The organism is Streptomyces hygroscopicus subsp. hygroscopicus (assembly GCF_001553455.1).
Classification (GTDB): domain Bacteria; phylum Actinomycetota; class Actinomycetes; order Streptomycetales; family Streptomycetaceae; genus Streptomyces; species Streptomyces hygroscopicus.
In genome coordinates this window covers 1-6196 of the sequence record NZ_BBOX01000286.1, presented here as the reverse complement: position 1 = coordinate 6196, position 6196 = coordinate 1, and the positions used below count along the sequence as shown (strand labels likewise).

The 6196-nt window shown below is 73.5% G+C and carries 6 protein-coding genes; 3 read left to right on the top strand and 3 right to left on the bottom strand.

Going from position 1 to position 6196, the window contains the following annotated elements; genetic code table 11:
• Positions 1-633: glycoside hydrolase family 3 N-terminal domain-containing protein (locus AXW62_RS26885; protein WP_169808178.1), on the bottom strand; the 633-nt coding region annotated here is incomplete at its 3' end.
• A 127-nt stretch (positions 634-760) separates the two neighbouring features.
• On the opposite strand from AXW62_RS26885, the gene AXW62_RS26880 reads away from it, so the two are divergent.
• A complete protein-coding gene (locus AXW62_RS26880) occupies positions 761-1360 on the top strand; it encodes a TetR/AcrR family transcriptional regulator (protein ID WP_060946792.1) in 600 nt (199 codons plus the stop codon).
• 167 nt (positions 1361-1527) lie between these two features.
• Here the strand turns inward: AXW62_RS26880 and AXW62_RS26875 are convergent, their stop codons facing one another.
• A complete protein-coding gene (locus AXW62_RS26875; RefSeq protein WP_060946791.1) occupies positions 1528-2067 on the bottom strand; it encodes a DUF6299 family protein in 540 nt (179 codons plus the stop codon).
• Between the two features lie 362 nt (positions 2068-2429).
• Positions 2430-3617, bottom strand: a complete 1188-nt coding sequence (locus AXW62_RS26870) for an MFS transporter (RefSeq protein WP_060946790.1) — start codon at positions 3615-3617, stop codon at positions 2430-2432.
• A 111-nt stretch (positions 3618-3728) separates the two neighbouring features.
• Between AXW62_RS26870 and AXW62_RS26865 the strand changes: the two genes are divergently transcribed.
• Both AXW62_RS26865 and AXW62_RS26860 read left to right on the top strand, forming a co-directional pair.
• Complete coding sequence (locus AXW62_RS26865) at positions 3729-4703, top strand: hypothetical protein (protein ID WP_060946789.1); 975 nt, start codon at positions 3729-3731, stop codon at positions 4701-4703.
• 254 nt (positions 4704-4957) lie between these two features.
• Entirely contained in the window at positions 4958-6121 is a 1164-nt protein-coding gene (locus tag AXW62_RS26860) for a mandelate racemase/muconate lactonizing enzyme family protein (protein ID WP_060946788.1), read from the top strand.
• Positions 6122-6196 lie beyond the last annotated feature (75 nt).

Genomic DNA, 6196 nt, shown 5'->3' with positions numbered 1-6196 from the left:
GTTGACCCCGTTGTAGGCGGCCATGACGCCCCAGGGGCGGGCGTTCTTGACGATGGTTTCGAAGGGCGCGAGATACAGCTCGCGCAGCGCCCTCGCGCCGACCTCGTTGTTGACGGTGAAGCGCTCGGTCTCGGCGTCGTTGGCCACGAAGTGCTTGACGGTGGTGCCCACTCCGCCCTCCTGCACCCCCGTCACATAGCCGGTGCCGATGGCGCCGGTCAGATACGGATCCTCGCTGTACGCCTCGAAGTGCCGCCCGCCGAGCGGGGAGCGGTGCAGATTGACCGTCGGCGCGAGCAGCACATGGACGCCCTTGCGCCGCGCCTCCTGCGCGAGCAGCCGGCCCGCGCGCCGGGCGAGCTCCGGGTCCCAGGTCGCGGCGAGGGCGGTGGGGCTGGGCAGGGCGACGGAGGGGTCGTCGGCGGTCCAGTGGACGCCCCGGACGCCGATCGGGCCGTCCGACATCACCAGGGAACGCAGCCCGATCGCGGGGACGGCGGGCAGGCTCCACATGTCCTGCCCGGACAACAGCCGCGCCTTGGTGTCCAGATCGAGGAGGCCGAGGGCCTTCTCCACGGCCTCGGCCGTGCCGTCGCCCCGTGCCCTGCCGTCGTCGCCGATCGCGTGCGCCATCGCTCGCCCTCCCGGTGCGGGTCCCGTCCGGCCCTCGTCTCCCGTCCGGGCCATCGTGGACCCGAAAGCCTGTCACCAGGTAGGTACCGTTATCGTTTCGTTACCAAACATGCTCTACGGTACGACCATGCACAGGGCGACGGAACGCGGTACCAGACGGGGTGAGGAGCGACGGGCGGAGATCGTCCGTTCCGCGCTCGAAGTGATCGCCGAGCGCGGCTACCGGGGCGCGACCCTCGGCGCGGTCGCCGAGCGGGTGGGCCTCACCCAGCAAGGGCTGCTCCACTACTTCCCCACCAAGGAATCCCTGCTCATCGCCGTGCTCGAGGAGCGCGACCAGTGGGACACCGGCTCCGCGCGGCGGGGCGGCGGGGAGGCGTGGCCGCTGGACCTGCTCGCCGCCCTCGTGGAGTACAACGCGATGCGCCCCGGTATCGTCCAGACCTTCTCCGCGCTCCTCGGCGAGAGCGTCACCGACGACCACCCGGCACGCGGCTTCTTCACCCAGCGCTACGAGAAGGTGCGCGCCGACATGGCGGCCACCCTGCGCGGCGAGTTCGGCGACCGGCTCCCCGGCGGGCTCACCCCCGAGGCCGCCGCGCCGCTGGTGGTGGCGGTGATGGACGGACTCCAGTTCCAGTGGCTGCACGACCGGGACGCGGTGGACATGCCCGCCCTCTTCCGGACCTTCGTCTCCCTGCTGGGGCAGGGAGACGAAGGCGGGTGAGGCCGTTCCGGCGGCTCAGTCGTCGGCCGCCGCGGCCGACGGACGGCTCACTCGACGCGACGGGCGGCAGACGGCTCAGCGGTCGCCGCGGCCGAAGGCCGTTCCGGCGGCTCAGCGGTAGCCGCGGCCGACGGACGGCTCACTCGTCGCGACGACCGGCAGACGGCTCAGTCGTCGGCCGCGAGCAGCATGACCTCCCGATCGGCCCGGGCCACGTTCATCGGCATCGACACCGGCGTCGGAATCGCCGTCGGAGCGAAGGTGTCGCCGCCGGCGAACTTCAGCAGCGTGCCCTCGGCGTCCGCCGGCCCCCGCACGTACCGCCCCACGCCCACCCCGTCGATCACCCAGCGGTGCCGCAGTCCGTCGCAGACCGCGTCGTACCCCCCGAGTCCGTGACGCTCCTGACCCTGGGTGAGGGTGACGAGCACGCTCGCCCGGGGGATCTGCGAGCCGTCCCGGACGCAGCGGTAGCTGCCGTACAGCGTGACGGAGCCGTCCGGACGGACGTCTCCGGTGCGGTCGATGGTCAGATCGTCGGTCCAGATCATGGGCCGGTGGGGCAGGGCGAACCGCTCCCCCCGGGCGGCCGGATCCGCACCGGGCCGCAGTCCGGGGCGGTCGGACTCGCCGGACGCGGCGTGGGCGGCGGGCGCCGCCAGAAGGAGAACGGTGAGGGCGCCGAGGGCGCGGCGGCGATTGCGCATGGACGTACGTACCTCCGTGTACGGGAACGGATTTGCCCCGTACAGCTACCGGGCGATCGAACCCGTCCGGGGGAACCTCACCCCCGGGGCGGCGTGTCCGACGCCGCCCAACGGGTGGTCGCCGGGCGCCCGGTTGACCCCGTGGCGCCCTTACGGTGCTCAGCACACCTCGGCGCCGTACGGCCAAGGCCGCCCCGGCGCCGTACGGTCAAGCCCGCCTCGCGCGCCATGACTCAGCCCGTCCCGGCGGCGTACCCGGGCCGGCCTGCCCCCGGCGCCGTACGGCCGGCCCGCCCTGACACCCCATGACTCAGCCCGCCCTGACGCCCCATGACTCAGCCCGCCTCGGCGCCGTACCCGGCTCAGCCCGCCTCGGCCAGGGCGTCGCGTGCCGGGTCGCCCCGCAGCCCGGGGGCCAGGGTCAGGGTGACGGCGGCGGAGACCGCCGCCATCGCGGTCATCGCCACGGCCGGCGAGGTGGGCTGGGCCAGCGCGCCCGCCAGGGCGGCGGACACGCCCTGCATGGTGAGCATGCCGGAGGAGTGCAGCCCCAGGGCCTGGCCGCTCATCTCGTCGGGGGTCAGGGCCATCAGCCGCTGCTGGAGCGGCAGCGTGGCCGAGAAGCCCACCGAGGCGAGGACGACCGCGGCCAGGGCGAGGGGCAGCGGCGGGTGCAGGGCGAAGACCAGGTACGGCGCGGCGAGCAGCAGCCGCAGCGGCGCCGCGAGCCGCTCCCGCCGGTGCGGCGGCAGGAGCCGTCCGGTGAGCACGTCCCCCATCAGCATGCCGAGGGAGCCGACGGCGAAGAGCAGTCCGGCGTGTTCGGGGGCGTAGGGCACGAAGAGGGATTCACAGCCGACGATCAGCCCGTTGGGTACCCAGAGCGCGTAATAGACGTGGCGGCGGGGTGCGGAGGACCACAGCCGCGCGTTGACGCGCCAGGTCTCGGCGACCGAGGGCCGTCCGCCCGCCCGCGCCGGGCGCCCGCTCAGGCCCAGCCGGGCGGTGACGGCCGCGAGCAGGTACAGGGCGGCGGCGGTGAGCAGGGTGCCGCGCGCCGAGAGGGCGGTCACCAGGGCGCCGCCGACCGCGTATCCGCCGATCTGCATCGTGCCGCTGGACATGTTGATCAGCGAGCGGCCCAGCGGATAGCCGTCCTTGGGCAGGATCTCGGTGAGCAGCCCGTAGCGGACGGCGCCGCCGAGGGAGGCCGCCGCGCCCAGCCCGAGCACGATGGCGAGGATCGCCGCCACCGGCAGTCCGGGGAGGGCCGACGCGGCGGTCCCCAGGGCGAAGAGCGCCGCCAGTCCGGACAGGGCGGCACGCGGCGGCAGCCGGTCGGCCGCCGACAGCAGCGCCAGCGCGCCCGCCACTTGGGCCAGCGAGGGGCCGAACATGCTGAGCGCGGAGAGCAGCGGTGAGCCGGTCGCCGCGTAGACCAGGGTGCCGAGGGCGAGCCCGCTCGCCGTCGAGGCGGCCACCTGCAGGGCGGAGGTCAGGAACAGCGGGGTGAACTCCGGGACCCGGAACACTTCGGAAAAGGTGCGCATGGGCGTCAGGCTCGGGAGTGACCGCGCGGTGGCGTTAATGTTTCGCGCGGACGCGAAACCACGGGGTTCGCGCCCGGACGGGAACCACGGGGTGGCGGCGGGTGTGGCCGGATGGGGCTGTGGCTGATCGACGCGGATACGCTCGCGGGCGGCCGGTTCGTCCTCTCCCCCCTCGCCGAGACCACCGCGGCCCTGATCACCCTGGAGCGTGCGCGGGCCGCGCACCCCGGCGAGCGGGCCTGGCTCGACGCCCATCTGCCCGCCTACCGGGCGCGGCTGGCCGCCGACCCGGTCACCGCGCTGCTGGTCCGGGCCGCGCTGGGCCGTACCTGGCTGGCGGACTTCCTCACCCTGACGCCGCCGGGTGAGGGCGAGCCGTCCTTCGCGGCGGAGCTGGCCCGGATCCGCGCGACGGACCCCGCCGCCACGCGCTCCGACCTCACGGTCTCCCTGGGCCGCTCGCCGCTCCCGGCCGCGCTGTGCCGCGACGATCTGCCGGGGCGGCTGGCGGATCTGCTGGAGTGGGTGTGGACGGAAGCCGTACGGCCCACGTGGCTGCGCCGCCGCCGGATCGTCGAGGCCGATGTGGTGGCGCGCACCGGCCAGATGAGCCAGGGCGGCTGGGCGGCCGTCCTGGACGGCCTGCGGCCGGGGATGCGCTGGCTGGGCGGGAGCCGCCTGCGGATCAACGCCCATGACCACCCGCCCCGCGCGATCCACGGCGCCCAGTTGCTCTTCGTCCCCGTCACCCCGGTCGCCGGCTGGGTCTCCTGGGACGCGCCGCACCGCTACGCCGTGATCTACCCGTGTGCCGGCGCCCTGGCCGCCGCCGACCCGCCCCGGGCCCCCGACCCCCTCGCCCGTCTGCTCGGCCCGGCCCGTGCGAGCGTCCTGGTGCTCCTCGACACCCCGAAGAGCACCACCCATCTGGTGGCCCTGACCGGCCAGACCCTGGGCTCGGTCGGCGGCCATCTGCGCGTCCTGCGCGAGGCCCGGCTGGTCCGCAGACGCCGGGCCGGGCGTTCGGTCCTGTACGACCGGACGGCGGCGGGTGAGGTGCTGGTGCGGGCGCAGCGGGACGGCTAGCCGATGCCGGGGGAGGGGCCGCCCGCGTCCCCGGGGCGGGCCCGTGGTGTGCGGACGCCGTAACGAACATCCGGGCAGACGTGTTGCCCGACGACTTGATCGGTCATGATGATTCTTGATCGGTCATGATGGGTTGTCACGTTCAAACGTCATTCGACGCACGACCATTGACACCCCTGAGACGCGCTGACTACCGTCACGCCAAGATTTCGAACGTGTGACGAAATATCGAACATCGCGAAGGGTCGATTGCTGTGCGCATCACGGGAATCAGTACGCATGTCGTCGGCACCCCCTGGCGCAACCTCACCTATGTGCAGGTCCACACGGATGAGGGGATCACCGGTGTCGGCGAGACCCGCATGCTCGGGCGGACCGATGCGCTGCTCGGATATCTGCGCGAGGCCGAGGCCAACCACATCGCCGGGTCGGACCCGTTCGCGGTGGAGGACCTGGTCCGCCGGATGAAGTACGGCGACTACGGCCGGGCGGGCGAGATCGTGATGTCCGGGATCGCCTGTGTGGAGATGGCGTGCTGGGACATCAAGGGCAAGGCGCTCGGGGTGCCCGTGTGGCAGCTGCTCGGCGGGAAGGTGACGGACAAGGTCAAGGCGTACGCCAACGGCTGGTACACCGTCGAGCGCACGCCCGAGGCGTTCCACAAGGCGGCCGGCGCGGTGGTCGAGCGCGGCTACCGGGCGCTGAAGCTGGACCCCTTCGGCACCGGCCACTTCGAGCTGGACCACGCCGAGACCCTGCGTTCGCTCGCCCTCGTGGAGGCCGTGCGGGACGCGATCGGGCCGGAGACCGAGCTGCTGGTGGAGATGCACGGGCGGTTCAGCCCGGCGACCGCCGTCCGCCTCGCCGGGGAGCTGGAGCGGTTCCAGCCCTCGTGGCTGGAGGAGCCGGTGCCGCCGGAGAACCTCAAGGCGCTCGCGAAGGTCGCGGAGAAGACGCGGCTGCCGATCGCCACGGGTGAGCGCATCCACGACCGGATCGAGTTCCGCGAGCTGTTCGAGGCGCAGGCCGCCGACATCATCCAGCCCGACCTCGGCCACATCGGCGGCATCGGTGAGACGCGCAAGCTGGCCGCCACCGCCGAGACGCACTACGTCCTGGTCGCCCCGCACAACGTGGGCGGCTCCGTGCTGACCGCCGCGTCGCTGCAACTCGCCGGCTGCACCCCCAACTTCAAGATCCTGGAGCACTTCAACGACTTCGCCGACGCGGAGATCAAGAAGGTGGTCAAGAACGCCCCGCAGGTCGTGGACGGCTACTTCCAGCTGTCCCACGAGCCCGGCCTCGGCGTGGAGCTGGACACCGACGCGGCGGCCGAATTCCCCCAGCAGCAGGCCCGCTTCGACCTGTGGGCCGAGGGCTGGGAGAAGCGGAACCCCTCCGGGGGGCGAGGCGCATGAGCGCCGTGGAACACCGCGCCGCCGCCGGCCTGCGGCCCGGCGTGGCCGCGCCCGCCCGGCGTCGCCGCCCCGGCG

Bases quoted from the DNA above. Each gene is read 5' to 3' on its own strand.
- AXW62_RS26865 (WP_060946789.1), top strand. From the start codon at position 3,729: ATGGGGCTGTGGCTGATCGACGCGGATACGCTCGCGGGCGGCCGGTTC.
- AXW62_RS26870 (WP_060946790.1), bottom strand. From the start codon at position 3,617: ATGCGCACCTTTTCCGAAGTGTTCCGGGTCCCGGAGTTCACCCCGCTG.
- AXW62_RS26880 (WP_060946792.1), top strand. From the start codon at position 761: ATGCACAGGGCGACGGAACGCGGTACCAGACGGGGTGAGGAGCGACGG.
- AXW62_RS26875 (WP_060946791.1), bottom strand. From the start codon at position 2,067: ATGCGCAATCGCCGCCGCGCCCTCGGCGCCCTCACCGTTCTCCTTCTG.